Raw genomic sequence first — 26,371 nt, 5'->3', positions numbered from 1 at the left:
ATGGCTTTGAAGCGAAGATCATGGATAGGTTATCTAATAGCACTGGCGGTAATTGTCGTTGCCGCAGTTGCCGGAGGCATCATGGCCAAGGCTGATCCGCAGACCTGGGACAGCACGGCCGATACCAGGTGGTATGTGCCAACGAATGATACCTTCAAAATTAAGAATGCTGAAGAGCTGGCAGGTGTAGCCAAGCTCGTCAATGAAGGTACCGTAAACGGTCTAAGCGGTAAAATTCTGGAGATTACGGACAACCTTAATCTCTCTGCTTACCAGTGGGTGCCCATCGGTACCGCTGAGCATCCATTCCGGGGAACACTCATCACCGAGAACGGGTTGATGAAGAAGATTAACGGGTTGAATGTAGTAGCAAACCGTTCTTATCAGGGTCTGGTAGGGAACATGGTAGGCGGTACAGTAGGCGGCCTGATTTTTGAAACAGGTACCATCTCTGTTACCGGAGTGACCTATGATGTCTATGCAGGCTCTGCTGTAGGTAAAATGAGCGGCAGCAGCATTGTGTTTGACATTACTAACCAGATCAATATCACTTCGGACGCTTCTCCATACCACTCCTACGCGGGCGGTATTGTCGGCATGGGCGAAGGGATGATCTCGAATTCTATCAATAACGGGACGGTTACAGCGTATGGTTCAGCCGATGTTGGCGGAATTATGGGCTATGGCGATTCCAGAGGCATTATCATCAAAAAAGTGGTCAACAATGGAGCGGTTCTTGCCCAGGGAACGGACAGTTCTGTGCTTACCGCAGGCGGGATCGCAGGTCATACTACAGGACCGCTTCGTCTAAATGATGAAGACACTCCAATCATCAATACGGCGGCTGTTACCATCGCCGGAGGGAATCAGGTTGCAGCAGGCGGGATTGCCGGTAAAGTAGACAACACCGTCGTCTTCTCCAACATGACTACCAATAATGGTGCAATTACCGTGAATGCAGCAGCGGCAGTGAATTCGGCAGCCGGGGCGCTGGTAGGTGCAACAGGTACGGTAGCAAGCGAAGCGGCTTCCATTACCTTTGTAAATACAGCGCCGGTTACCAATAACGGCGGCAAGAACGTATATACAGGCGGGATTGCCGGATATACCGGCAGCAAATTCACCTGGACGCATCCTTATGCGAATACTCAGCAGATTACAGCAACAGGCGCAGAGAATGTAGCTACCGGCGGATTCGTCGGATATGCCGCAGGCGGCTTGGTTACCAGCAACGCTACGGCAGGAGTATTCGAGAATAGAAAGCTGATCTCAGTTAACGGCGGTAAAGGAGTCTACACAGGCGGAATTGCCGGTTACGATGCAGGCGGGAACATCACCCAGACCTCTTCCACAGGTGAACTGAAGGTTAATGGTACTGCGGATGTATACACAGGCGGTACCGTTGGTTACGAAATGGGCGGAACCATTGCTTCATCAGTTACCGGCACGACAGAAAGCAAGCCTCTGGCCATCACTTCCGATGGTACCATCGGCGGTATCGTTGGCTATCTGGAAGGAACCTTGAGTAATTCTTCTATTAAATATGCAACACTGCAAGTCACTTCTGCAGGCGGGGTTGCCGGCGGGATCGCCGGGAACGCACAAGGAACGGTAAGTGGAGTCACTGCCGGTGATGCTGAATCGGCAGGCTACAGCACTTTGGTGCTTCAAGCTGTGGTAGCGGATGCGGCAGACGGGCAGGACAATATCACATTCGGCGGACTCGTGGGCGTGAACACCAAGCCGCTGACGCTGACCGGCAGTAAGGCCTCGCGGATCAGCTTCCTGAATGAAGCGGGAAGAAGCGGGTATATCATCGGCGGCGCAGCAGGTAAGCTGAACGCTGATGCGGTAGTCGGGTCTGCTGCTGTGCCTGTGGATGTCCAGGATATCGTTACAGAGCTGAAGGCCGACAAGGTAAGCTTCGGCGGCGGCGCAGGGCATAACTCGGCTGCCCAGTTCAACGGGCACACGAACCGGATTGAGATTAAAGCTACAGGCGCTTCGGTAAAAGCCGGCGGTATGTTCGGCGAGAACCATTCGGCCGCAGCCGCTCCGTTCAATCATGCGGAGAATGTAGTTATCACTGCAAGCGGTGCGGATAACCAGCTTGGCGGGAATACCGGCTTCAATGCCGGACAGCTGGTTAACGCTACAGTGACTCAGTTGTCTATTCAAGCAAAAGGTGTACGCGCTGTAGCTGGCGGGATCACCGGATATTCGGCGGGGACAGAGACTCCTGACGCACGTGCAGGAATTACTTCTGCTGTGCTGAATGTTCCCGGAGCTGATCCGATGATTACGCTGACAGCGGCGGATGCCAAAGCGGGGGCGATCGTAGGTGCTGCTGTGACAACGGATATTACAGCACCGGAAGTGAATGCGCAAGATGGCGCGCTGATGCTCATCCAGGCGCAAGCAGCGAAGCCGTCTGTCGGCGGTCTGGCAGGTACCCTTACGAACAGCAGCATCAGCAGTGACAGCAAAGTCGTCAATGTAGAGAATATGCTGATTCTGGCAGGGCCAGCGGCTGCTGATGCCTATGTTGGCGGGATTGTAGGCTACAATGAGTCCTCCAGGCTGGAACGTCTAGTAGGTTCAGCGGTGAGTCTGACCCTTAATGCACCGCGCGCTACTGCAGGCGGAGTGGCCGGATATAACCACGGCAGTGCTACAGGCATTATTGTAGACACTTATATCAGCGGTCTGAATCTGAAGGCTAACGACGGTGCAGTCTCCTCTTATGCCGGGGGCATTGTGGGCCTCAATGCGGCTCAGAGTATTGATCCGGTACTGAATCCTGTGACCTCGGTCAGCACGATTCAGAATACCCGGACACTGGGTACGGTCTCAGCTACCTCCGCCAATGCCATTGTGGGCGGTATGGTTGGCGAGAACCGTACGCTGATTGCCAACAACAGCATTACCGATAAAATCTCGGTGATCTCCAGAGGCAATTCCTCCCTCATTGGCGGTCTGGCAGGTGTGAATACAGCATCAGGAACACTCTACTACACGTACTCCAATGCGAACCTGACCATTGAAGGGACAGGCACACATGCCGGAGGATTAGTAGGCAGCAATGCCGGTGCAGTCATTGGCTCTTATGTAGATATTGATGTGACGGGCAATGCCCAAGGAACATCAAGCGGTTCGGTCTACCTGGGCGGACTGATCGGCAGAAATACAGCCGGTACGGTGGAGCAATCCTACTCCGCTTCCAAGGTTACAGCGAACAAAGTCTATACCATTGTCGGCGGTCTGATCGGAGAGCTGTCCGGCGGAACGGTCAAGAATTCCTATGTAGCGAAAAGTGTTAACGCTGCGAACGATAATTCTTACGCCGGCGGCTTCGTTGGCCGAATTACAAACGGTAAAATAAACAACGTCTACTCAGCAGCAGAGGTTAATGTAGCGGAGAAAAAGACCGCTTATGCTGGCGGTTTCGCCGGACGTTATGATAATGCAAGTAAAGAACTGCTCTACAAGTCTTACTATATTAAAGACGAAGGACTGAATATCAACCGCGATCTGCCTGATTTCGCAGAGGGCAATCACCGCTGGCTGAATGTGCATGTCCGGCTGACCACCATTCTGTCGGAGACACTGAAGGACAGAACGGTATTCCCGGGCTTGTCGGGCTGGGATTTCGAGGGAGCCTGGAAATACGGCTCGCTCAGCGCGGCATACCGCTATCCTGAAGTCAACCGCACTGCCAATACCGGCGGCGGAGACAACGGCAATAACGTGAATGCCAATATCAACTGGTACACGAAGGATAAGGATGCAATCGGCTTCGAGATCACCTCGGAGGCTGAGCTTGCCGGTCTGGCGGGAATTGTCAACGGCACCATTGCCGGTGTAGAGCAATTCGGCTTCAAGGACAGAACGGTGACTGTGATGAATCCGATCCATATCCAATCCAAGCAGTGGGTGCCTATCGGTGACAAGGAGGCTAATCCGTTTGAAGGAATGTTCGACGGGAAAAGCCTGCTAATCGACGGCCTGACCCTGCAGCCGGTATACACGCATTCCGGGCTGTTCGGAATCATTGGAGCTACTGCTACAGTGCAGAACATGAACCTTGAGCCGCTTGCGGTTGGCGGCAACGGCTACACCGGCGTACTGGCCGGGACGAATCTGGGTACAGTCAAAAATGTCGACCTAAAGCTGCTTGGCGGCGTGAAGGTCAGCGGCAGCATTGTCGGCGGCATCATCGGCCAGAACTCAGGAAGTGTTGCCGGTCTGCAGCTTACGCTGGACGGCGGAAGCCGGATTGAGACGGTAGCTGAAGGCGGCATCGCCGGCGGTCTGATCGGCGACAACACAGCGGATATTACAGCTGACACTTATGTTATTCACGATAAGGACGGCAGCATCGGCAGCGCGGCTGACCATGCCGTTATCGGCGGAGTTATCGGGGTTCAGAATGGTAATGTGACAGGCCTGGCCCTTGAAGTGAACTCGAGATACCGGATCTCTTCAACAGGAATGGAAGCCACGGTTGGCGGACTGGTTGGACATTACCAGACGGGTCAAGCTGAAGGGCTGACCGTGAGCTTTGCAGACGGAACCCTGGAAGCGCGGGGGCTTGGCTCCATCCTTGGCGGTATGATCGGTCAATCCGATCAAGGGAACAGCATCCGCAATGTAATCGTAACCGGCTCCGGAAGCGGCGTACAGCAGACAGCTAATGGTACGGCTGGCGGTGTTGTTGGCGCGAAGGAAGGCAGACTCGGGGGAATGCTGACCCGTTCTGTGGATAACGGCAGCAGCTTCGATATTGAACATGCAGCAGTGTCAGGCGTGAAGCTGGCTACGACCAGCGACAGCTTGAAGGCTGTGCTCGGCGGGATTGCCGGATCGGCTTCCCGGACGGCGATCAATGACGCCAAGTTCAAGGCTTCGTTACAGGCAGCCGGTGAAGTGATCACTGCCGGAGGTATTGTGGGAGAGAGTGATAGCTCCATCATCTATAATGCAGATTCGTCACCTGAGCTTCAGGCGGCGGCGAAGAGCGGTGAGGTCGCGGTCGGCGGAATCGCCGGAACGATCTCAGCGGACGATATCGATCAAGGCTTTGACTTTGGCAAGGCATATCCGCTGTATAAGGGGATTTATATTGCGAAGGTTCATGATGGCCAGATCACAGTCACCGGAACAGATCATCGTGCAGATCTCTATGCGGGCGGTCTGACCGGCAAGAATACGGATGCCTCCATCTATAGCTCCGAAGTTGCCTCCGGTCTCAAGGTAACCGGCGGTAATACCGTGAGTGCAGGCGGAGTAGCCGGATACAGCAATGGTATCATTGTAGATACCATTGTCAGAAGCGGTGTGAACACGGATAACAGCAGAGTGATCAATACCGGCGGACTTGTCGGCTGGGGAGACGGCGGAGAGATTCATTACAGTAAAGTTATCTCCGGCTCAGGACAGTCCATCAACGTCGGATCAGCAGTTACTCTAGGTGAATCGGTACCGAATACACGCGTCGGCGGGGTCATCGGTATGGCCGATCATGTCCTGATTACGAATACCCATACGGATATTCCGGTAGTCATTACAGATACCAATCAGGATAACACGATGTATGCAGGCGGTTTTGCCGGACTGCTGGGTGAGAACGGCACACTTGCCGGACAGATTCAGAAGTCTTATGCCACAGGCAAGCTGAATGTCAGCGGCAGATTAGGCTCTTATGTCGGCGGATTCGCCGGGTCTGTAGATCATTACTCGATCACAGAATCCTATGCCTCCGGTGATATTAGCAATACTGGCTTCGACACACGCAGCGGCGGCTTCGCAGCATCCGTGGAGAGAAGCGGCAGCATTAGCAAGTCTTACGCTTTACAGAATAAGATTGCTACAGTCGGAGTGAAGTCTTCGACCCGTTCCTATAACGGCGGATTCGCCGGATATAATGACGGAACGTTAACTAGTGTATATGCCAATGTACCACAGATCACGGTTGCGGTAGCAGGCAATAATGTCTCTACTGGCGCACTGGTCGGCTACAACTTCCGGGACGGCAAAATTCTTAGTTCGTCCTACACAGGCACATTGGATGCTGTAGGACGTAACACAGGCGCGGCCGCAGCAGCCGTAAGTACAGCAGCAGTTGATCCGCTGGCTTCAGGACTCTGGAGTATCGACTATGATACTACCTTCCTGAACGACCTGACGGATGGGGCTATTACAGTGCAGACTCCGCTGCAGCTGGCGGGGGCAGTCATGTTCTATAACGAGACAGGACTGAATTATTACAAGCTGTTCAACAGAACGGCTGAGAACAAGCCGGAGCTGGCAACGATCCTGCTCGGCGCGGATATCGACCTTGCCGGACGCTTCTGGACGGCATTCGACAGCTTCACAGGTGTATTCGACGGTCAAGGCCATACGTTAAACGGACTGTCGCTGAAAGCCTCCGGGCAGCAGACCGCCGGATTCATCAAGGATAACCGTGGACAGCTCCTGAATGTGAACTTTACCGGAGCGGAACTCTCCGGTGCAGTGAACGCAGGTATTGCTGCCGGGATCAACCACAAGGGTGCAGTCATCCAGAATGTGAAGGTCAGCGGTTCCGTGACTGCCAGTGCTGCCGCAGGCGGGGCAGCAGGTGTGAATCAGGGTACCCTGGAGAAGGTCACGAATGAAGGTGTGACCCTTGCCGGAGCGGGCCGGATTGGCGGCATTGCCGGAAGCAACGCCGGTGTGATTCACCAGGCTGTATCCAAGGGCAATATTGATGTTACATCTGCACTGGCCGCAGGCGGAATTGCCGGTGAGAACAGTGCGGAAGGCACGATCACTGAGTCGATGGCCTATGGCGATATCCGTGTAGCTTCAGCCCAGGCGATCGCCGGCGGGATCAGCGGTCTGAATGCGGGAGAGATCAAGAACAGCTACTCTGCTGGGGCGGTCCTCGCTGAAGGCATGTCTACTGCATGGGCTGGCGGGATTGCCGGTCTGGCGGAGAGCGGGTCGATTACTTCTTCCTTGAATACCGGAGAAGTGAAGGCTGGAGTGAAGGGCAAGATTCAACCGCTGCAAGCCTTCTTCGGCGGGATTGCCGGACAGAAATCGGACAAGGCCACGATCAGCGGCTCCTTGTTCAACAGACAAATGCTGAAGAATAATATTGCGTACTACAATCTGAATGGTCAGGCAGTGTCCGGCAATGACAGCAGTGCCATGGGGCTGCCGGGTGCAGAGCTTACCGGCGCGAATCTGCCGGCAGGCCTGGATGCCAGAATCTGGACAGCCCAGAACACATTCTATCCGCTGCTTCAAGCCTTTAACGGAACAAATGAAGGGACACTGGCTTCAGCCGCTGTTATCCTGAACCCGCAGGATCTGATTAACCGCGTGGGTTCGGCATTCCACATGAGCAGCGGCGGAGCACTCTCCTGGAGCGCTGATCCGTCCAAGGCTGTAGTGAATGGTACAACCGGCAGCCTGATATCAGGTGGCAGTGCAGTGCTGAAGGCAAACGCTGGAGGACAAAGCAGAAGTATTGCTATTAATACAGCTGCATTCCAGTACCCGAGCGCAGCAGTTGCACCAACTGCAACTCCTGCAGATAAGAATTTCACCACTGAAGTGAAGGTGGAACTGGCAACAAGCGAGCAGGGAGGAAGCATCTACTATACACTGGACGGTACAACACCTACAGAGACCTCCCAGGTGTACAGCGGACCTATCGATCTTAAGAGCACAACAACAGTTAGAGCCGTTACCATTGCTCCCGGCAAAGAGTACAGTCCGGTGGCAACCTGGACCTGGACGCTTGTCGTCCCTAATCCCGGCCCTGGTTCCGGCCCTGGTACGAGCCCTGGGGGTGGTCCTGGCCCGGCAGCTCCGCTTCCGAGCCCGACACCTGCACCGGCAGCTCCGGCAATTACCGCTATTGCAGGCGCAACGTCTATTAATGGAGACAGCAAGGAGCCTGTGAAGATTGCCAAGAACAGCAAGCTTGCGCTGAAGGCTCCAGAAGGGCAGACAATCTATTACACAACGGACGGCAGCATTCCGACTGCCAAGAGTACGAAATACACCGGCGAGCTGCTGATCACCAAGAGTATGACGGTCAAAGCCATCACGGACAAAGACGATAAAGTCATTACCATCGAGTATGTGGTGGAGAATGCGAAGTACAGCCTGAAGAGTAACAGCGGCGAGATCAAGTATATGGCTGCCTATCCGAACGGCTTGTTCATGCCAAACGCTGCTATTACGCGGTATGAGCTGATCCAGTCCCTTGCGCCGCTGCTCGATATGGAAGAAGTGAATGTAGGCAATCTGTTCAATGATGTCAATGCCGAGAATGAAGGCCTGACCGGATTCTTCGCATCGGCGGGCATTATTGAAGGCTTCCCGGATGGCGGATTCGGCGGAACGAAGGGCTTAACCAGAGCCGAGTTCTCCAAAATCATGACCACTGTGCTGAAGCTGGATGTAACTCAGACAGGTGTGACGAAGCAGAAGGATATCCGCGGACACTGGGCTGAGAAATACGTGAATGCCCTGTCGCAGGCGGGATATGTGCAAGGCTTCCCTGACGGAACCTTCAAGCCGGGAACACCGATTACCCGTGCGCAGGCCGTAGTGCTGATCAACCGGATTGCCGGCACGAAGAAGCTGACGGTAACGGCTGTACGGTTCAAGGATGTTCCGGCAACCCACTGGGCTTACAAAGACATCATGTCAGTTGTGAAATAACAGAAATTCATAAGTGAAGGAGATCGGCGGATGAAAACAAAGCTGCTTGCCGTAAGCCTGGTCCTCTCATTGATCTCGGCGATACTCTTCTATTCGGGCACCACCAGTGCGGATACACCTGAGGCGTTTAGCGCTGAACAAAGCTATGGAATAGCGGGTAAGGCGATCTTTTATCTGCGTGTGCTGAAAAGCGACGGTACTGCAAGCTCTACCGGAACAGGAATTATCCTGTCTCCGGCCGGTACCGCAGCAACGGCGTATCATGTGGTCAAAAGCGCACAGCGCATTGAAGGAGTCATGGCGGACGGAACGGTGATCAGTCCGATTAAAGTCACGAAGTCCGACGAGCTGAAGGATGTGGCCATCCTTGAACTGCCAAGTCCCGCTGCGATGAAGCAAAAGGATAATGCCTATGCTTATCTGCCGCTGCGTAAGGACAAGCTGAGACATGGTGAAGCGGTGTATGCCCTGGGCTATCCGCTCAAGAATACAGCGATCATCACGGAGGGGATTGTCAACACTCCGGCAGCCGACATTAACGGCAGAAGCCGGATTCTGACCTCGGCCCAGGTGGCAAGCGGAATGTCCGGGGGTCCTTTGCTCGATACGCACGGCGAGCTGGCCGGTATCATCTCCGGTTCCCTGCGGACGATGACTAACATTCATTTGATTGTGAATACGGAGGATCTGCGCAGCCTGCTGCCGGCTTCCTTCAACTAAAAGCATTACCAGAAGCAGCTTACACTTGCGGCTGCAATATAATACCGACTATGGCTGTCCTCAGGCGTTTCGTTGAAAACGCGGGGACAGCACTTTTTTTAAAAATATAAGAAATTATATGTTTCACACAATAATTTATCCTTCTATTTCTCGCTGAAACGGTACCGTCCTTTACAAGGACGGCAAAGCCGTTTCCACTTGAATATAGAATGTATGGGCTGCTCTTGTAACCGCAATTCACCGTATGGAAGGAGGAGGAACCCGGGTGATTAAGGCCTATTTGCTGGATGTGAATCAGAAGGATCTCTATAAGCTGTCATCGATGCTTCAGCATACAGGCAAGGTGAATGTGATCGGCATGTCTGCTTATCCCGAGAATGTGGTGGACCGGATTGTTCTGCTGCAGCCCGATGTGCTGTTTCTGGATCTTCAGCTGCCCGGCCACCAAGGAGTCGTCGTAGCCGAGCTGGTGAAGAAAAAGCTGCCGGATATTCAGATTGTGGTGGTCACAGAGACGAAGCAGCATGCCCTGTGGGCCTTCGACCAGGATATTGTGGATTATGTGCTGAAGCCGCTGGAGGAGGTCCGGCTGGGCCAGTCTCTGGAGCGGCTGCGCCAGGGAAGCTGAAGCAGGCTGGCGGATGGAATCAGGATGCCGGATGTCCTCTGCCCATGGTACAATGTACGGACAAGCAGAAAGGATGGGTGATTTTAGTTGAAGTATGATTTTAACCGTATCATAGACCGCCGCAATACCCGTTCCTACAAATGGGATCAATCCGAGCAGCTGTTCGGGGATAAGGATATTCTCCCGCTGTGGGTGGCCGACATGGACTTCGAGAGTCCGCCTGCGGTACAGGAAGCCATTCTGCGCCGGGTGCGGGAAGGCATCTACGGCTACAGTGTGTCGGACGATTCTTACCGGGAGGCAATCGCGGGCTGGTACCGCAGACGCCATGACTGGGAGATTCAGAAGGACTGGATCTCGGATTCCCCGGGAATTGTCACCTCGCTCAGCCTGTCTGTAGAGCTGTTCAGCCAGCCGGGCGATCAGGTGATCGTGCAGTCGCCGGTATATTATCCGTTCTATGATGTCATCCGCATGAATGACCGCAAGGTGGCGGCGAATCCGCTGAAGCTGGAAGACGGTCATTATGTGATGGACTACGTGCAGCTGGAGGAGCTTATGGCCGGTGGCGCGAAGCTGCTGCTGCTGTGTAATCCGCATAACCCGGGCGGCAGAGTGTGGGAGCGCGAAGAGCTGCTGCGTCTGGGCGAGCTATGCCTGCGGTACGGGGTAACCGTGATCTCGGATGAGATTCATTGCGACATGATCATGCCCGGACACAAGCATATTCCGTTCGCTTCCCTGTCGCCGGAATTGTCAGACATTACGCTGACTACACTAGCGGCAACCAAGACCTTCAATCTGCCGGGGCTGCAGACCTCGTATATCGTCACCTCCAGCCCGGAGCTAAAGCGGAAGTTTGATTATAAGATTAAGGCGCTCAGCCTGCATATGTCGCCCTTCTTCACGCCGGAGGCTGTGGAGGCGGCTTATAACGAAGGAGGAGAATGGCTCGATGAGCTGATCCCGCATATCAACGGCAATGCCGAATACGCGATCAGTTATCTGACAGAACATCTGCCCCAGGTGAAGCCGATGAAGCCTGAGGCAACCTATCTGCTGTGGATCGACTGCCGGGCGCTCGGACTCGATGCGGACGGGCTCAAGCAGCTGATGTACCGCGAGGCTAAGGTGGCTTTCAATGAAGGTTCCGTCTTCGGAGCGGAAGGCCAAGGCCATCTGCGGATCAATCTGGCCTGCCCGCGCTCCCTGCTGGCTGAAGCGCTGGAGCGGTTCGTCAAGGCTGCGGCGGCTTATGTAACCCGATAATCTGTAATGAAGAGTCCGTCGCCTGATGAGGCTGGCGGATTCTTTGTTGTGTACAAACCATATTGAGCCAGGGGAAGCCCCATGTTAAGATGGGCAGTGCGACTAAGCCAAGAGAGCAAAGTAAATATAGAGATTGGGAGAGATAGAGATGAGCACCAGCACAACTAGAATCATCATCGATTGTGATACAGGGATAGACGATGCACTGGCCATATTGTACGCGCTCCGGGCACCGGGTGTGGTGGTCGAGGGGATTACGACCGTGTTCGGCAATATTGATGTGCAGCAGGCGGCGGATAACACGCTGCGGCTGCTTGAGCTGGCGGCTCCGGGCTATGAAATCCCGGTAGCGCTTGGCGCTTCCCGTGCGCTGGTACGCGAGCTGACCGGCTTCTCCACCCATGTTCACGGGGAAAATGGCATCGGCGGCGTTCAGCTGCCGCCCTCCCGGCAGGTGCCGGTGCAGGAAACGGCGGCAGAGTTCATTGTGCGGATGGCGGACGAGAATCCGGGAGAGATTGTGCTGGTGATGCTTGGACGGCTCACTAACCTGTCGCTGGCACTGGATCTGGACCCGCAGCTGACCTCCAAGCTGAAGAAGGTAGTAGTTATGGGCGGTACGGTCTTTAAGCCGGGCAACGTCACACCGGTGGCCGAGGCCAATCTGTGGGGCGACCCGGAAGCGGCTGACCGAGTATTCACCTCAGGGCTGCCTGTAATGATGATCGGGCTGGATGTGACTCTTCAGACGCGGATCACTTCTGAGCATGTGGAGCTGCTGAAGCGGCATGGACGGGAAGAGAATAAGGCGGTCATCGACTTCATGGAAGAGTCGCTGGCGTATTATTTTAAATTTTACCGCGAGGCGAACTATCTGATTAACAGCGCTCCGCTGCATGATCCGCTGGCCCTGATGGCTGCCTTGCAGCCGGATCTGGTAACCTGCCGCCGGATGAAGGTCCGTGTAGAGCATCAGGGGGCGTTCACCTCCGGTATGGTCGTAGCAGACTTGCGGGCACAACCCAAAGAAGGCGGGTTCATCGAAGTGGCTGTAGAGGTGGATGCTGAGCGGGCGGTTGGTGTCTTTTTGAGCGTGTTCATATAGGTGTTAAGGGAACCCCGGACGGGTGAATCTGCAATGGTTACAATCTCTTCATTTGCTATATTTATCTAGTTTGCTAGAATAGTAGGGGATGTAAGGTTGAGAGATTCACAATCTATCTGAGAGAATGGGGAACCTACTTATATGAAGCATTTGGCCAAAATAGTATTATGCGCAGCGATCTCACTCGGCAGCCTCTCGGCACTTCCGGCAAGCGCGGTCCATGCGGCACCTGCGGGTGTCAGTATCATGCTGGACGGATATCCGCTGCCGTTCCCGGTGGAGCCGGTGATGATGAACGGAACGACCATGGTGCCCTTCCGCGCCATCTCTGAAGCCTTGGGAATTCAGGTGGAATGGAATCAGAAGGCCCGCAAAATCACCGCCACCCGGAAGGACGCAGCTGGCACCGCTCCAACCGTAGTGGTCCTGACCCTCGGCAGCAAAAATGCCGTCGTGAACGGGACGGTAGTGAAGCTTGCGGCAGCGCCGCAGGATATCCGCGGAACGACGATGCTGCCGCTCAAATTCTTCAGCCAGCAGTTCGGGGCGGCTGCCTCCTGGGATCAGGCGTCCAAGACCGTATCCATTACCTCCCCGAAACGGGACATGTACACCTTGGGCTTCTACGCTCAGAAGGCCTACAGTGAGGTCTCGCTTATTCCAAGCTTCGATGCGGTTGCTTTTGGCTGGGCGCGAATTGATAAAGACGGCCAGTTCACCACCACCGGCAAGGATTTCTGGTGGCCGGAGGCGGCAGGCGAGGTTACGCCGGAATCGATTGTGCAGAATGCGGCGGCGGGAGGGACCTCTCCCTACCTGATGGTCTATTCCAGTGACTCGTCCCTGGAGCTGAGCAAGAATCTGGAGGACCCGCAGCTCCAGCAGCAGACGATCGCCAGTATTGTTGATTTGGCCTCGCAGAAGGGCTTCAAGGGCATCGGACTGGATCTGGAAGGACTGGGACTGACGGGGGATAAGGCGCTGGTACAGAGCCAATATAACGCTTTTGTCCAAAAGCTCTCCACAGCCGCCCGCGCCGCCAGCCTCAAGCTGACCGTCATTCTGCATCCGCTGAACAGCTCCTACAAGGGGTATGATTACAAGACGCTGGGGACACTTGCGGATGATCTGGTCATTATGGCTTACGCCTATGAAGGAGAGACCGGGCCGGAGCCGATGAATAAGGTCGATGAGAGCATCCGGCTGGCGCTTGATCAGGTCAGCAAGGAGAAGCTGATTCTCGGGATATCGGTCTACAGTGAGAACGAAGCCTCCGTCAATGCCAAGATCGGCCTGGCTAAGCGGTACGGCCTTAAGGGGATTGCGATCTGGCGTCTGGGTATCATCGGCCAGCCGGTGCTGAACCGGATGGGAGAAGCTATCGAGCTGTAGCAGGATATCTATTATAATGAAGACTGCCGTATGGTGAGCCTATACCCATACGGCAGTCTTTTTGCACATATTAAATGTCACATTAACCTCGCGGGCTAACCTGTATAATTCTATAGTTGACCTTTGAACAGGAATAATCAGCATCCAAGGAGGACTATAGAAGATGAGTACGAAATATAAAGCGCTGGAACTGGATAAGCCGATGACTTACGAGCTGGAAGGGCTGGAGGTCGGAGTGACCTCGAACTGTAATTTCCGCTGCGACTATTGCTGCGCTTATAATAGAAATGACGGCCAGACCCTTGACGGCAAGGAGGTCATCCGCATTCTGGAGGAGCTGCCTAATCTCAAGCGGGTGCGCCTGTCGGGCGGAGAGGTTACGCTGAAGTTTCAGGATTGCGTGGAGATTGTGGCATACTGCTCTTCGCGCGGCATTCAGACCCAGTTGAACTCGAACGGCAGTCTGCTGAATGAGCAGCGGATCGGGCAGCTGGTGGACGCAGGTCTGACGACGATTCATATTTCTTTTAATTTCACCACGGCTGAAGGCTTCTCGCGTTATTATAATATTCATCCGAGTGTCTATCACAAAATCAGAGAGAACATCACCATGTTCGCCAAAACCAATGTCAATGTGGTGCTGGAGACCCTGCTGTTCAATGAAACACAGGATCATATGCAGGAAATCAGTGAGCATGTCTATTCGATGGGCGTAAGAACGCATGAAATCCAGAACAGTATTATCATGGGACATACCGGCTGGAAGGCGATTGCCGCCCGCGAGCAGTTGAAGAATGCCGTCAATGAGCTGATTGCGCAGAAGCCGGAGGATACCACTCTCTACTTCACCTGTATGGACCGGTTCATGGACGCGATGGGCTTCGGGGAGCAGCCGGGCGTCTACTTCCCGCATTGCATTGAAGGCATGAAGCAGCTTCATCTGCACGGCAACGGCGACATTCTGATCTCCGAGCTGTGCCACCCGGTCATTATCGGCAATATCTATAACGGAACATCACTGAAGGATTTATACAGCAATATGCCGGCACCGCTGTCGGACTATCTGGAGAAACGGCCTTGCCCGGCGCTGGACGCCTTGTTCCCGCAAGGAGTATAGCTCCCTTACCGGACCTTGCAGCAGAGACAGTCAGTGCAGCAGAGTATAATGGCATAGTTCACATAGGGGGATGAAATACATGCTTGGTGCAGTAAGACGCGGATTAGTATCTTCCAATACGGTGCTGGAGCGGATCATGCCGCTGCTAACACCCGCAGCCATCGTAGTTGGCGTGCTCAATGAGGCGTCCCTGCTTCCGTTAACGTGGCTGGTGCCCTGGATTTTTGCGGGTATGACGCTGATCGGCAGTCTGAAATCCAATTTCCGGGATCTGCTTGCCGTGCTGGTCAAGCCGCAGAAGCTGATTCTTTTGCTGGTGATCCTGCATGTGGTAATGCCGCTGATCGGCTGGCTGGCCGCGATGCTGTTTTTCCCGGGCGATCCTTATACGGTTACAGGGTATGTGCTGCTGTTTGCGATTCCAACCGGGGTGGTCAGTGTAGTCTGGGTATCCATGCATGGCGGGAATATTGCGCTTACGCTGGCCCTGATTCTGATCGATACGTTGTTATCGCCGTTGATTGTACCCGCTACCCTATATGTGCTGATGGGCGCAAGCGTCCAGATGGATGCCGGTGAGATGATGCGGGGTCTGCTCTGGATGGTGGTGCTGCCCTCCGTAGCGGGAATGCTGCTGAATCAATTCAGCAAAGGCAAGATCAGCACGGTCTGCGGCCCGCCGCTGGCCCCGTTTGTCAAGGTGGGCTTGTTCACCGTGGTCTCGATCAATGGGGCCAGCATTGCCCGGTATCTGAAGCATCCGGACGGCAAGCTCGTGCTGATTATCGCGGTGACCTTCGTTACGGTTGCCCTCGGCTACGTTATTGGAGCATTCGTCTCGCGCCGCCTGCACTATGATCATGAGAGCTCTGTGGCCGTACAGTTCAATTCCGGTATGCGTAATCTCAGTGCAGGTGCAGTGTTAGCTGTGCGCTATTTCCCGCCCGCCGTAGCGCTGCCCGTGATCTCCGGTATGCTGTTCCAGCAGATTCTGGCTGCCTGCTCCGGCATGTTCATCCGCAGCAGGGTGAGACGGCGGCAGCAGGCTGAGCTGCTGGCCGACCGGCTGGCAGCCCCAGCTTCATCCGACATTCGTAGCACGCTCACTAAATAGAACCTGTCTGTGTATATGAACCCGCTTTTCCTGTTCATGCCGTAGTCTGCGGCGGCAGGGAAGAGCGGGTTTTGCAGTGTTTGGAATGAAATGTATATTTCATACTACCATTCGACAAAAAACGATAATATTTCTGAAAATACTACAAGGAATATTCATTATTTTCGAGGAAAATCCGATAATTATTGTAATAAAGTTAGCATTTTGGCTGATTAGAAGCGAGTGGATAAGAAAAGGGCGGAAGGAAGTAGAAGAGCATGAAGATTCGTATGAAGCTATCGGTTATGATGATTGTCGTTACACTTATTTCTACAGCATTAATGGGGATTTTTACGTATACCAAATCCACAGGCACCATCATGAATCTGACCGAATCTTCCATGGAACAGGTGGGCACCAATAAAGCGCAGACCATTGCCGCCATGATTGATAAAGAGAAGCGGAGTATGCAGCTGGTTGCCGGGGACAGCGAGATTGTGCAGCTGTTGACGCAGGCTGGTAATAACGGATGGAGCGGCGGGAATCCCCTGCAGAATCAAGTGAATGTGAAGCTTCAGAGGCTGGTGAAGGATGCAGGCAACCTGGAGCATATGTTCGTGGTTGATCTGAAGGGAACGGCGGTGGCGGATAGCGATACCAAGCTGGTCGGCGCCAACTTCAGCGATAGAAATTATACGAAGAATGTTTTGAAGACCGGGATGCCTGTAATCAGCGAGACGCTGAAGTCCAAGTCAACAGGGGCATATATTGTGGCTTTTGTCCATCCGGTGACAAGCGGGGAGAAGATGATCGGGTTCGTCGCTTCGGCAGTCCGGGCGGACAGTCTGGTGACCAATCTGGCCGATGCCAAGGTGGCGGGTGCACCTTCCTCTTATGCCTACCTGGTGGATGAAACGGGGAATACGCTGTATCACCCCGACGAGAAGAAGATAGGTTCACTGGTGGAGAACGAATCCATCAAAGCCGTGGTCGAGCAGGTGAAGGCGGGGCAGACGGTACCGGACGGGAATGTCGAATACACTTTCAACGGGGCCAAGAAAAAAGCGGCCTTCACCGTGCTCCCCGAGACGAAGTGGACCCTGGTGCTGACCGGAGATGTGGACGAGGTGCTGCAGCCGGTGAGCGAAATGACGAACTTCATTCTGCTGCTGGGCCTGGGAAGCCTGCTGCTCACACTGCTGACCGGGACTACGGTGGCAACCCGGATCTCCTTGCCAATCATCAAGCTCACGGAGCTGGTGAACCGCACGGCAGAGCTTGATCTCAAGTATGATCATCAATATGAATATTTGACTAAGAATACAGACGAGACAGGAACCATTGCCAAGGCCATGTTCAGCACCCGCGCGGCGCTGCGTGAAATGGCGGGCAGTCTGATTGCGATCTCCTCCAAGGTGCTGGACAATGCCGAGACGCTGGAGAAGCTGTCGAACGAGGTCAGAGAGAATGCGCATGATAATTCAGCCACGACAGAGGAGCTGTCCGCTGGGATGGAGGAGACAGCGGCTTCTACCGAGGAGATGACGGCGGCTATTCACGAGACCCTGAGCAATGTCAGAATGATCAGTGCTAAGGTAAAAGAAGGCGCGGATGTATCAGGCCTGATTACGCAGCGGGCCCTGGAGCTTCAGCATGATGCAGTGACATCCACAGAGAATGCGAAGCAGATTTACAGCACGGTCCGCAGTGAGATGCAGCAGGCTATTGAGCAATCAGGAGCGATCCACGAGATCAATATATTGGCCGATACGATCCTCTCCATTACAAGCCAGACCAACCTTCTGGCGCTGAATGCGGCGATTGAAGCCGCGCGGGCAGGCGAGGCGGGCCGGGGCTTCGCCGTAGTAGCCGGGGAGATCCGCAAGCTCGCGGAAAAGTCCTCCGAGACGGCGTCAGGCATTCAAGAGGTGGTCAAAAATGTCTATGCCTCCGTGGAGCAGATGACCCGGCATTCCGAGGCCGTACTGAGCTTCATCGACCGCAATGTGCTGGGCGATTATGAGCGCCTGACCGAGGTCAGCCAGCAGTATAATGAGGATGCTTCCACGATTAACGGGCTGATGAACCAGTTCGAGGAAGCGGCCGATCATCTGAACGAGACCGTCTCCAGCATCGCCATCGCCGTCAATGAAGTGGCAGCTACCGTGAACGAGGGGGCCATCGGGGTGCAGGATATCGCCGAGAAGACGGCGGACATTGTGGAGAAGACCTTCCATGAAGCCACCATGGCTGACGAGAATACACAGAGCGCTAAGGAAATGCAGCAGCTGGTTGAGAAATTCAAAATCTGAGCGGGTTTCAGCAGATCTTTACCTGGGCTTCATCTGTTTTTAAGCTTGAGGGGGTATAGTACTCACATACCCCCCTTTAATATAACTTTTGACCCCGCCGGACGCTGGCGGGGTCCTTTTTTTGATTCCAGTTGTTTATGAGCGGCTTGCCGTCTCCAGCATAGCGGCCATTTCTGTATAGCCCTGCGACCGGGCATGGGCCAGCGGCATGATGCCCTCGCGGTCGGCTATGGCTGGATCGGCTCCGTGTGTCAGCAGTAGCTTAACAATTGTCTGATGCCGCTCCCTGCCGTCGCCGAGGATGACGGCTTCCAGCAGCGCGGTCCAGCCCAGATTGTTGATATGGTCGATGTCTATATCCGAATGCTCCAGTAGATATTTGACGACCTCGACATGCCCCCGATCTGCGGCAGGGATCAGTGCGGTCCCGCCATAGCGGTTGGTCAGCGTCGTATCCGCTCCCGCCTCAATCGCCATTTTCACGATGTCCAGATATCCGGATGCTCCGGCATACAGCAGCACATTGTTAAGCATACGATCACGGATGTTGATATCGGCACCTTGGGCAATAAGCGCCTCGACCGTCTCGGCATGATTGCCATAGGTCGCGGCGACAACCGCCGTTCTGCCGCTTTCGTCCTGCGCCTGTATATCCGCTCCGGCCTCCAGCAGCGGTAACACCTTAGCGGTATCCCCTTGCTCTGCCGCTCCGATTAATTGGTTATTCACGTTTATAACCTCCTCCTGCAGTTGGTTGTCATCAGCGTTCTCCTTCATCAGTCCGGCACTTCCGCTGCATCCTGCAGACACCACCAGCACTGCCGCCAACAGCAGAGATAGTAGATGCAACCTGACCATTGCTTATCCCCCTGTCAGATTCGACCTTGTTTGTATTATGGACAAATCTATGATGAAATGTCAAAAGCCGCGGGTAAACAACATTTGCGCTGAAGCCGGGGTTTCCGGTATGCTATATGTAAGTATAATACTGGAAGGAGGACACTTCATGAGCAGATTAATGCTCAGCTCTGCGCAGAGTCTACGGACCCACACACAGCGGTTAATGTGCAGAGCGGACAGCTATACTCCGCTGTAATAATGTAATGCTTCACCTGTGAACGTCAGTCCGATAGACTCTGCTGCCTTGATAAGTTGAAATAACTTAAGAGGAGCGGAGCGAGCAATGAAATATGTAAATGCAGATCTGGTATTACCGCAGCAGCTGCTGCAGGAGGTTCAGAAATATATGCAGGGCGGGATGCTCTATATCCCGAAGCCCGAGGGACAGCGCAAGCGGTGGGGGGAGAATTCAGGCGGCAGATCCTATCTGAGCGCCCGGAACCAGTCCATTCGTGAGCATTATGCCAGCGGATTGAGCGTAACCGAGCTGGCGGAACAATTCTGCCTGTCGGGCGACAGCATCAAGAAGATTGTATATGGAAGCAAGCAGAGAGGGTAGAGGTCTAAGGCCGTGTGACGCAGCCATTTCTGCTTGTGAGATTCAGCCACGAGCTGGCTTCGATTGCACTATATACACTAGATTCCTCCAAAACCTCCCGAAAAATAGCATCTGCTGCACTCTGTACAGTAGAATTTTGCGTTGGCGGCCTTTTGGAGCATATTTGCAGAAATCTAGTGTATGAAATACAGCAGAATGAGTTTTTAGACCGATTAAATCATAATCTATTGCAGAAAATACAATCGCAGCGTTCAAACACATGCGTTTGTACACATGCGTCCACACAAGCGCCTACGCAAGGCACACAAGTATCTCAACCTGATCCAACCGTAACACTGAGGGCTGTCCCAAGAAGTCGCGTCGTGACTTTTGGAGCAGCCTTTTCTTTTTGTGCAAAAGTCAGGTTATACCTGTCTATTATCTATGTCCGCCGCCACCGCCAACCCTATAATGAATGCAGACATCCATATGAGGGAGGCAGGAAGATGAAACTAGAAACAGCAGCAAGGGATATAGTACTGCGGGCGCTTAAGGCGTACGAATTAGATTGGACGAAGATTGAATATATTGGACAATCCGATAGCGTCACCTTCAAGATAGAGACGGAAACAGCGGGCAAGCTGCTGCTGCGGATTCATGGCGAACGGTGCAGCCGGGCAGAAATTCTGTCGGAGCTGGAGTGGCTCAGACATCTCAGTGGGGCAACAGAGCTGGTAGTTCCCGTAGGGCTGCCTCATTCAAGCGGCAGTTATATCCTGGAGACTCGAAGTGAAGCTGGCGGTGGAGAGCAGCTTAACTATGTCACCCTGATGCGCTGGGTGGAAGGGGAGCATGCAGAGTCTAGTCTGCCGGATGAGCAGCTATACGCTGTAGGCGTTATGCTGGCCGGGATGCATGAAGCGGGCGAACAGTTTGTACCCTCAGCAGAGTTCACCCGTCCGGCTTGGGGAGCGGACAGCTTCCGCAAGGAATGGGACAAGCTGGAGAAGTATCATACGGCTATGGTGTCACAAGCTTCATGGGCGCTCTATCAGGCGGCTGCTATAAGAATCCTTGGTGAACTCGATGCTATGACGCCGGACCCCGGCAGCTATGGCCTGATCCACGGTGATTTGCACGGCGGGAATGTGGTGTTTGCTGAGGGCCAGCCCCGGGCGATTGATTTCGGCCTCTGCGGCTACGGCTTCTACCTCCATGATCTGGCCGCTGCTCTGCTGGAGCTGTCCACGGAGCAGCGCAGGAGCCTGATTCGAGGCTATAGCAGCGTCCGTGCGCTGGAGCCGGATTATGAACGGAAGCTGGAATGCTTCTTTGTCAAAATCATGATCGGGAATTACAGCCACCACATCTCTAATCCGGACGAACTCCCCGGCTTGCGGGAAGAGCAGCCGTATGCTTTAGCCTATCTTAAAGAGTACTTGGCAGGCTCCCGTTTTTTGTTCAAGAGAATTGAACCTGCCCAAGTAGGATGAATTGTGCAATCTGTAAATATGTCCATTGAACCTAGCCTGAGGACATTTATTGCCCCCCCCCTGCGGCGGTAACATAAAGATATCAAAGAGCAGTCAGCTTTGAATCACCGATCAAAGGGGAGTATACAGATGAAGCGATCCATGCAAAAGGGAGCATCACTATTACTGATGGTCATGTCGCTGGCATTGGTTGTAACCGCTTGCGGCGGCAACAATGCGAAGAATAACGGCGCGAACGGCGGAGAGGCCACACAGGGCGCGGACGGGGGCAGCGGCAGCGGCAAGAAGACAGAGCTCCTGTTCTGGTCTCCCTTCTCCGGCTCGGACGGACCGTTCATGAAGAAAATCGTCGATAAATACAACAGCTCCCAGGATCAATACAAAGTGAAATTCGTCATTCAGCCCAACGGCGAGTATTACAAGCAGCTGGATGTGGCGCTCAGCACGGGGAAGGAGCGGCCGGACCTGATGATTATGCATGTCGATCAGGTGCCGACCTACCAGAGCAAGGATCAGCTGCAGCCTGTGGATGAGCTGGCAGCGGCAGCGGGCATTAATCCGGCTGATTTTGCCGAAGCCCCGGTGAAGTACGCCACCATCGACAGCAAGCTGTACACGATTCCACTCGATATTCACCCGGTCGTGATGTATTACAACAAGGATCTGTTTGAGCAAGCGGGAGTCACCGCACCGCCAACCAACCGGGCTGAATTCGATGCGGCCGTACTGAAGCTGACGGATAAAGCCAAAGGGGTCTACGGCTATGTCGTGCCTACCCTCTGGCCGCAGCAGTTCATCTTCCCGTCGCTCGTCTGGCAGAACGGCGGAGAGCTCTGGAACGGCACGGATGTAGCCTATAATTCTCCTGAAGCGGTAGAGATGGTACAGTGGCTGCGTGATATGGTAGACAAGGGCATCTCCCCGGCCAATGTGCAGCAGGACGGCGAGAATACCCTGTTCCTGCAAGGCAAGAACGCGATTCAATTCAACGGGCCGTGGATGAAATCACAGTTCGATGAAGCCGGGCTGAATTACGGCGTAGCCGTCATGCCGCAGATCGGCAAGGCGAAGCAGGCGATATACGGAGGCTCACACGGCTTCGTGGTTCCGAAGGCAGTGACCGACAGCAGCGCGCTGGCCGGCATCGGCGACTTCCTGAAATATGTCTCCGGCAATTCCCTGGACTGGGCGGAATCGGGCCAGGCGGTAGCCTCCAAGACGGTGATGGACAGTGCGGAATTCCAGGCGATGGAATTCCAGAGCACCGTATCCAAGAGCTTCCCGTCCGTACAATTTGCACCGAATGTCCTGAACTGGGGCACCATCATTGAACCGGTATGGGGAGAGCTGAGCAATGCGATTCTCGGCAAAAAATCACCGCAGCAGGCGATGGATGATGCGGTAGCCAAATCCCGTCAGGCGATGAAGTAGCCTCAGGTGAAGCGGAGCATTTCGGCAGAACGGGGCGGGGGGCGGTGATACGCTCCCCGCTTTACCCTGTACGAAGAAATGGAGGAATCCTTTTGAATAGCACATGGACTTCACGGTTAACCTCATTCCTGTTCATCCTGCCCTATCTTGCAGCCTTCGGCCTGTTTCTGCTCTTTCCGATTCTGTACGGCTTGGTGATCAGTCTGCAGGACTTTGAATTGCTGTCAGCCGAACATCCCTTTGTTGGACTGCGCAATTATATTACAATTCTTACGCCGGGAACGTATGAGAACAGCCTCTTCTTCAGCGGCCTGTGGACCACCCTCCAGTTCGTCCTGTATTCCGTTCCGCTGCTGATCGTTGCGGGCTTAGGGATGGCGCTGCTGGTGAATGCGCTCCCGCGGAAGCTGCGCGGGCTGTTCCGTACCTTCTATTTCCTGCCTTATGCGATGTCGGCTTCCGTGATGGCTGTCATCTGGCTGATGATGTTCGATACGAATGCCGGATTCATCAACAGTCTGCTGCAGAAGCTGGGGCTGAGCGGGATTCCATGGCTGACCGCTACACCGTGGGTCTGGATTGCGCTGGTCCTCACGACGCTCTGGTGGACGATCGGCTTCAATATGATTATTTTTGTGAATGCGCTCAATGAGGTGCCTGAGGATTATTATGAAGCGGCTTCCATTGATGGAGCAGGGGCCTGGAACCGGTTCGTGTCCATTACGCTGCCGTCGATCCGGCCGGTGATGCTGTTCGTGCTGATCACCTCGACCATCGCGTCCTTCAATGTGTATGCACAGCCGTTTCTGCTGACGCGCGGCGGGCCGGGAGATACGACCAGGGTGCTGCTGATTAATGTACTGGACCAGGCATTCGCGCGCAAGGATATCGGCTCCGCTTCGGCGATGGCGATTATGATGGCGCTGCTGATTATGATCATATCCATCGTGCAGTTCCGTCTTACGAACCGGAAGGAGAAGGTCTAAATGGGAAAAATCAAAAGAACGGGCCTGCTGCTGCTGGCCATTCTAATTGCCCTGTTCGTGCTGCTGCCGCTGGTGTGGATGCTGTCCACAGCCTTCAAGAATGACTTCGAAGCCCTCTCTGGACGGATGAACTTCCTGCCTCAGAAGCCTACGCTTGATAATTTCATCCAGGGGCTGAGCGGCGAGCTGATGAATACACCGATTCTGCGCTGGATTATCAACTCCCTGTCCGTTGGGATCGCGGGAACGGCGATCGTGCTGCTGATTGATTCCATGGCGGCCTTCGCCTTGGCCCGGCTGCCGGATCTGCCGCTGCGCCGTACGCTGCTGGCAATGTTCATCGCCTCGCTGATGATTCCCGGCGTGCTGACGTTCCTGCCGATGTATATCGAATTCAATACCCTGGGGCTGATCAACACCTACCAGGCGCTGATTCTGCCCGCTACCGCCGGGGCGTTCGGGGTGTTCCTGCTGTACCAGTTCTTTGTCTCCTTCCCCAAAGAGATTGAAGAGGCGGCCCGCATCGACGGGGTAAACAAATGGAACCTGTACGCCCGGATTCTGCTGCCGTCGGCGGTGTCGATCATGATGACGCTGGGCATTTTCACCTTCATGGGGATCTATAATGACTTTGTGTGGCCGCTCTATGCGACTACCTCACCGGAGATGCGGACGATCACCGCAGGAATTGCGATAATGGCTACCGGAAGCTATACCCAGAGCTACGGCAAATTAATGGCTATGACCACCATTGCCGCGCTCCCGGTGCTGATTATCTTCATTATCGGCCAGAAGTCGTTCGTGAAGGCGATTACCAGCTCGGGTGTGAAATAGCAGATGACGGGAGGATGCAGATGGAAAAGAGTTCAGCGGGACCCCGGAAGGCATGGGTAGGAGGTGAGAGATCACGTAAACGAATCTACTCCCTTGCGGCAGTACTGTTACTTATTCTGGCGGGAGGTGCTTATCTGTTGCTGCAGCAGAATCAGGACGGAGGGCAAGAGGTCTACAAGGGCCACGGCGGGACATTCAAGAATACGCTGGCTGAGATCGATACGCCTGATCCGAGTGTTATCTACAAGGATGGATATTATTACATGACCTTCACCCATAACGGAACGGATATTATGGTGATGAAGTCACGAACGTTGGACTTCCGGCAGGCTGAGCGGAAGGTAGTCTGGTACCCGCCGGCGGAGACCGCATATTCGGCGAATCTCTGGGCTCCCGAGCTGCAATATATCCGGGGCCAGTGGTACATCTATTTCGCCGCAGATGATGGACATAACGAGAATCACCGGATGTATGTGCTCCAGGGCGACAGCGGTGATCCGCTGGGCGGCTATACGTTCAAGGGGCAGGTAACCGACAACACCAACAAGTGGGCCATCGACGGGCTGGCGATGGAAGTGGACGACGCGCTGTATTTCGTCTGGTCCGGCTGGGAAGGGGATATGAACGCTGCGCAGAACACCTATATTGCCCCGATGAGTGATCCGCTGACGATCAGCGGGCCGAGAGTACTGCTCAGTGAGCCGCTGCTTGCGTGGGAGCAGGCTGGAGGCCCGCCGTATATTAATGAGGGCCAGTCCATACTTTATCATGACGGCCGTGTCTTCATCGTCTATTCCGGGGCGGGCAGTTGGACGCCGTATTACAGTCTGGGGCTGCTGGCCCTGAAGCCGGGCTCAGACCCGCTGGAGACGGCAAGCTGGACCAAGGCGGAGCTGCCGCTGCTGACCATGGATGAAGCCGCCGGAGTATACGGACCAGGGCATAATTCCTTCACCGTATCGCCTGACGGGAGCGAGCAGTGGATCATCTATCATGCCACGGCAGGGGCGGAGGACGGCTGGAACAACCGCAAGGCGCGGGCACAGCGCGTTAGCTGGGACAAGGACGGCCTGCCGCTCTTCGGCAAGCCGCAGCCCTTGAGCGCGGCGCTTCATGTGCCTGCGGGAATGGGCTTATTCCTGGCGGAGCACGCTGTGCAGAACGGGAAGCGGCTGGAATTCCCCTCTCTGCCGTCCGCAGTGGACAGCGATACCCCGCTGCTGGTGCATTATGTGAATCCGGGTGAAGCAGCGGTGGAGGCCGCAATATCGGTGAACGGCGGGCAGCCGATGCCCCTTCAGCTTCCGCCATCCGCCGAAGGACAGACCGGCTACGCCTATCTGCTCCTGCCCTTTGCAGCAGGGGAGAATACGGTATCGCTGGAGCTGGCTGCGGGAACCTCCGCTAAGCTGAGCGCAATCGAAATTCCGCGTTATGAGGCGGAAGCCCAAGCGTTGATGGGGGAAGCGGCGGCGGAGGATCATCCGTATGCCTCGGGCGGAGCCGCAGCCAGCTTGAATGCCGGCGGGGCGTCACTGCACTTCGGCAACCTTCGTGTGCCGCGCGGCGGAACCTACACCGCCATAGTAGCGGTCATGAATGCTTCCCCGGATGCGAAGCTGGAGGTGTCCGTGAACGGCGGCCGGAAGGCCGGATATCCCCTCAAGACGCAGGGGCGTAACGAGGCCGCCTTTCTGGAGCTGGAGCTGACATTGCAGAGCGGCGCGAATGAAATCATTCTTTTTGACAGTCAGGGCAGCTTCGGTATAGATTATATGGATATATGGCAGAAGAGTGAATGAAGCGCTAGATTCATAGCTTGCAAGTAAGAC

16 protein-coding genes are annotated in these 26,371 nt (G+C 54.6%); 15 read left to right on the top strand and 1 reads right to left on the bottom strand.

All coding sequences use genetic code 11. From position 1 onward, the window contains the following. From NSS64_RS17935 to NSS64_RS17895, 9 genes are all read left to right on the top strand, one after another. Entirely contained in the window at positions 1–8,721 is an 8,721-nt protein-coding gene (locus tag NSS64_RS17935) for a chitobiase/beta-hexosaminidase C-terminal domain-containing protein (protein WP_341141008.1), read from the top strand. A 30-nt stretch (positions 8,722–8,751) separates the two neighbouring features. Continuing rightward, positions 8,752–9,441 carry a S1 family peptidase gene (locus NSS64_RS17930; protein ID WP_341141007.1) on the top strand — a complete coding sequence of 230 codons (690 nt, stop codon included), beginning with the start codon at positions 8,752–8,754 and terminating at the stop codon, positions 9,439–9,441. Between the two features lie 265 nt (positions 9,442–9,706). Further along, a complete protein-coding gene (locus tag NSS64_RS17925) occupies positions 9,707–10,069 on the top strand; it encodes a LytR/AlgR family response regulator transcription factor (RefSeq protein WP_340992155.1) in 363 nt (120 codons plus the stop codon). 87 nt (positions 10,070–10,156) lie between these two features. Next, positions 10,157–11,338 (top strand): MalY/PatB family protein, encoded by a 1,182-nt coding sequence (locus NSS64_RS17920; RefSeq protein ID WP_341141006.1) that lies wholly within the window; start codon positions 10,157–10,159, stop codon positions 11,336–11,338. A gap of 148 nt (positions 11,339–11,486) precedes the next feature. After that, positions 11,487–12,443 (top strand): nucleoside hydrolase, encoded by a 957-nt coding sequence (locus NSS64_RS17915; RefSeq protein WP_341141005.1) that lies wholly within the window; start codon positions 11,487–11,489, stop codon positions 12,441–12,443. Between the two features lie 141 nt (positions 12,444–12,584). Beyond that, positions 12,585–13,835, top strand: a complete 1,251-nt coding sequence (locus tag NSS64_RS17910) for a stalk domain-containing protein (protein ID WP_340942064.1) — start codon at positions 12,585–12,587, stop codon at positions 13,833–13,835. A gap of 163 nt (positions 13,836–13,998) precedes the next feature. Beyond that, a complete protein-coding gene (locus NSS64_RS17905; RefSeq protein WP_340942061.1) occupies positions 13,999–14,952 on the top strand; it encodes a radical SAM protein in 954 nt (317 codons plus the stop codon). A gap of 79 nt (positions 14,953–15,031) precedes the next feature. After that, entirely contained in the window at positions 15,032–16,066 is a 1,035-nt protein-coding gene (locus NSS64_RS17900) for a bile acid:sodium symporter family protein (RefSeq protein WP_341141004.1), read from the top strand. Between the two features lie 257 nt (positions 16,067–16,323). Next, positions 16,324–18,357 carry a methyl-accepting chemotaxis protein gene (locus NSS64_RS17895; RefSeq protein ID WP_341141003.1) on the top strand — a complete coding sequence of 678 codons (2,034 nt, stop codon included), beginning with the start codon at positions 16,324–16,326 and terminating at the stop codon, positions 18,355–18,357. A gap of 135 nt (positions 18,358–18,492) precedes the next feature. On the opposite strand, the gene NSS64_RS17890 is transcribed toward NSS64_RS17895, so the two are convergent. Further along, a complete protein-coding gene (locus NSS64_RS17890; RefSeq protein ID WP_341142837.1) occupies positions 18,493–19,086 on the bottom strand; it encodes an ankyrin repeat domain-containing protein in 594 nt (197 codons plus the stop codon). A 454-nt stretch (positions 19,087–19,540) separates the two neighbouring features. On the opposite strand from NSS64_RS17890, the gene NSS64_RS17885 reads away from it, so the two are divergent. The 6 genes from NSS64_RS17885 (at position 19,541) to NSS64_RS17860 (ending at position 26,341) form a co-directional block, all read left to right on the top strand. Continuing rightward, complete coding sequence (locus tag NSS64_RS17885; RefSeq protein ID WP_209991123.1) at positions 19,541–19,816, top strand: CD3324 family protein; 276 nt, start codon at positions 19,541–19,543, stop codon at positions 19,814–19,816. 485 nt (positions 19,817–20,301) lie between these two features. Further along, positions 20,302–21,288: a phosphotransferase enzyme family protein gene (locus tag NSS64_RS17880; protein ID WP_341141002.1), complete on the top strand. Its 987-nt coding sequence runs from the start codon at positions 20,302–20,304 to the stop codon at positions 21,286–21,288. Between the two features lie 129 nt (positions 21,289–21,417). Next, positions 21,418–22,719 (top strand): ABC transporter substrate-binding protein, encoded by a 1,302-nt coding sequence (locus tag NSS64_RS17875; protein WP_341141001.1) that lies wholly within the window; start codon positions 21,418–21,420, stop codon positions 22,717–22,719. A gap of 92 nt (positions 22,720–22,811) precedes the next feature. Then, on the top strand, positions 22,812–23,705 hold the full coding sequence (locus NSS64_RS17870; RefSeq protein WP_341141000.1) for a carbohydrate ABC transporter permease: 894 nt from the start codon (positions 22,812–22,814) through the stop codon (positions 23,703–23,705). Further along, positions 23,706–24,539, top strand: a complete 834-nt coding sequence (locus tag NSS64_RS17865) for a carbohydrate ABC transporter permease (RefSeq protein ID WP_340942049.1) — start codon at positions 23,706–23,708, stop codon at positions 24,537–24,539. Between the two features lie 20 nt (positions 24,540–24,559). After that, entirely contained in the window at positions 24,560–26,341 is a 1,782-nt protein-coding gene (locus NSS64_RS17860) for a family 43 glycosylhydrolase (protein WP_341140999.1), read from the top strand. Positions 26,342–26,371: the final 30 nt, after the last annotated feature.

The sequence above is a fragment of the Paenibacillus sp. FSL H8-0122 genome (assembly GCF_038005345.1).
Lineage (GTDB): Bacteria > Bacillota > Bacilli > Paenibacillales > Paenibacillaceae > Paenibacillus_AQ.
Note: the sequence above shows the minus strand (reverse complement) of the source record. Positions and strands in the feature narration are given on the sequence as shown.